The sequence below is a fragment of the Ideonella azotifigens genome (assembly GCF_006519715.1).
Taxonomy (GTDB): Bacteria; Pseudomonadota; Gammaproteobacteria; order Burkholderiales; family Burkholderiaceae_C; genus Ideonella; species Ideonella azotifigens.
Window position 1 is genome coordinate 1 of record NZ_VIDT01000792.1, and the last position, 2,295, is coordinate 2,295.

Annotated in this window: 2 protein-coding genes and 1 pseudogene; 1 reads left to right on the forward strand and 2 read right to left on the reverse strand. The window is 65.9% G+C overall.

Annotated elements, in window-relative coordinates; all coding sequences use genetic code 11:
* Nucleotides 1–346 (forward strand): annotated as a pseudogene (locus FKP22_RS32915) (hypothetical protein); the annotation flags it as partial.
* Here FKP22_RS32915 and FKP22_RS27695 read toward each other — a convergent pair.
* Both FKP22_RS27695 and FKP22_RS27700 read right to left on the reverse strand, forming a co-directional pair.
* Nucleotides 347–1,111 carry a hypothetical protein gene (locus FKP22_RS27695; protein ID WP_141291216.1) on the reverse strand — a complete coding sequence of 255 codons (765 nt, stop codon included), beginning with the start codon at nucleotides 1,109–1,111 and terminating at the stop codon, nucleotides 347–349.
* 25 nt (nucleotides 1,112–1,136) lie between these two features.
* Nucleotides 1,137–2,165: a class 1 fructose-bisphosphatase gene (locus FKP22_RS27700; protein WP_141291218.1), complete on the reverse strand. Its 1,029-nt coding sequence runs from the start codon at nucleotides 2,163–2,165 to the stop codon at nucleotides 1,137–1,139.
* Nucleotides 2,166–2,295: the final 130 nt, after the last annotated feature.

Genomic DNA, 2,295 nt, shown 5'->3' on the forward strand with positions numbered 1-2,295 from the left:
TTTGTCGGCCGACGGCGTGCCCTGGGGCGACGGCGATGGCCTGGACCTGTATGCCAGGCAGGTGCGTGGGCTCGGCCGGCCGGGGGATGCCTTGCTGGCGCTGAGCACTTCGGTGGAGCCGGCGGCTGCTGGCGCACCCACGCTGCTGCTCAATGCGGTGCAGGCAGCGCGCGAGGAGGGCTTGTCCATTCTTGGCTTGCTGGGGCCGGACAACCTGGCCTTGCAGCAGGCTTGCCACCTGAGCCTGTTGACACCGGCGGCGGCGCAGGTTCACCAGCAGGAAGCCCAGATGTTCCTGGGCCATTTGCTGTGCGGGCTGATCGAAGTGGGCCTGGGCCTGGGCTGATCAGTTGGTCTCGGTTCGAGCGGGATGGTCGGCGTGCTTGGCGGCGGCTTTCAGCTTGCCGGTGGCATGGCGGGCCCGTTCGACCATCGCGAAATTCGCCTCTTTCACATGGCCGTGGAACAGCAGGTTGCGGTACTTGATGATCTGCTGCAGTTCGCTGTAGAGCTCTTCGCTGATCACCTCGTGCTGGATCAAGGTTTCCGCCACCTGGCGCAGGCTGCCGGCTGCGCTGCCTCTGCGGCCTTCGGTGGGCGCTTCTTCCATGCCCTGGCGCATGGCCAGGTCGCGCAGGGAGCGCTCCAGCTTTCGGTAGACGCGGAAGAACTCGGTTGAGGGCGTGCGGTTGGCGGCGTCCTCGCCTTCCTTGAGCTGCGCCTGCTGCTCCAGTTCGCGCTCTGCCGCCTTCTGGTATTTGCGCGGGTCGATGATGGTGACCACGAAGGCCAGGCCGGCCACGATGGCCAGCGTGTCCATGAACGCGGCACCACCCATCAGCGCGTCCGGCGGCGGGATGTTGGCCCGGTTCACCCAGACCACCAGCAGGCTCAGCACGACCGCGATGGCCGTCAACCAGGCCAGCCAGGTCAGGCGGCTGTGGTAGGACATGCGCAGCGCGTCATGGATGTCCTGCAGCGAGTCGTCGCGGTCTCGTGCCGACTCGATCTGCGACAGCACCAGCGCGTAGCCGGTCAGCAGCAGGGCGACGAAGGTCGACACGCACTGCGCTGCCGCCGTGAACGTCCAATAGATGAAGTCGGTGTTCATGGCGGCATGCGGGGCTGCGGTGGGTTCAGCCCTTGGCCTTCTCGGCGTCGTGCTGCAGGTGGTAGTCGGTCACGCGCTGCACTTCGTTCTTCGAGCCCAGCACGACGCTGACGCGTTCGTGCAGCTTGCCCGGCTTCAGGTCCAGGATGCGCTGGCGGCCGTTGGTCGACATGCCGCCAGCCTGCTCGATCAGGAAGCTCATCGGGTTGGCTTCGTAGAGCATGCGCAGCTTGCCGGGCTTGTCCGGCTCGCGCTGGTCCCAGGGGTACATGAAGATGCCGCCGCGGCACAGGATGCGGTGCACGTCGGCCACCATCGAGGCGATCCAGCGCATGTTGAAGTCCTTGCCGCGCGGGCCCGTCTTGCCGGCCAGGCATTCGTCGATGTAGCGCTTCACCGGGGTGTCCCAGTGCCGCATGTTGGACATGTTGATCGCGAATTCCTTGGTGTCCGCCGGGATCTGCACGTTCTCCTCGGTCAGCACCCAGGAGCCTTGCTCGCGGTCCAGCGTGAACATGGCCACGCCGTCTCCGACCGTCAGCACCAGCGTGGTCTGCGGGCCATAGACGCAGTAGCCGGCTGCCGCTTGCTGGCTGCCAGCCTGCAGGAAGTCTTCCTCGCTGACGCCGCGCTGGGTGTCGGTCTTGCGCAGCACCGAGAAGATGGTGCCGATGGAGACATTGACGTCGATGTTGCTGGAGCCGTCCAGCGGGTCGAACATCAGCAGGTACTCGCCCTGGGGATAGCGGTTGGGCACCACGTGGATGGAGTCCATCTCTTCGGACGCCATGCCGGCCAGGTGGCCGCCCCATTCGTTGGCCTCGATCAGCACCTCGTTGGAGATGATGTCGAGCTTCTTCTGCACCTCGCCCTGCACGTTCTCGGAACCGGCCGTGCCCAGCACTTCGCCGAGCGCGCCCTTGTTGACCGAGATCGCGATGCGCTTGCACGCGCGGGCCACCACCTCGATCAAGAGCCGCAGTTGCGCCGGGATGTGCCCGTGCTCCCGCTGCTGCTCGACCAGGTATTGGGTCAGGCTGACACGTTGACTCATTGGATTCCTCCTGATGTAAAAACCGTGACCGCCGAGAAGCTCAGGCCAGCGCCGGGCCGCCCCAAGCGGCCTGAGCACCCTCTCGGAGGGTGGCTGCGGTACGCCGCAGCCGGGTGTTCCATTCCTAATC

Bases quoted from the DNA above. Each gene is read 5' to 3' on its own strand.
- FKP22_RS27695 (WP_141291216.1), bottom strand. From the start codon at position 1,111: ATGAACACCGACTTCATCTATTGGACGTTCACGGCGGCAGCGCAGTGC.
- FKP22_RS27700 (WP_141291218.1), bottom strand. From the start codon at position 2,165: ATGAGTCAACGTGTCAGCCTGACCCAATACCTGGTCGAGCAGCAGCGG.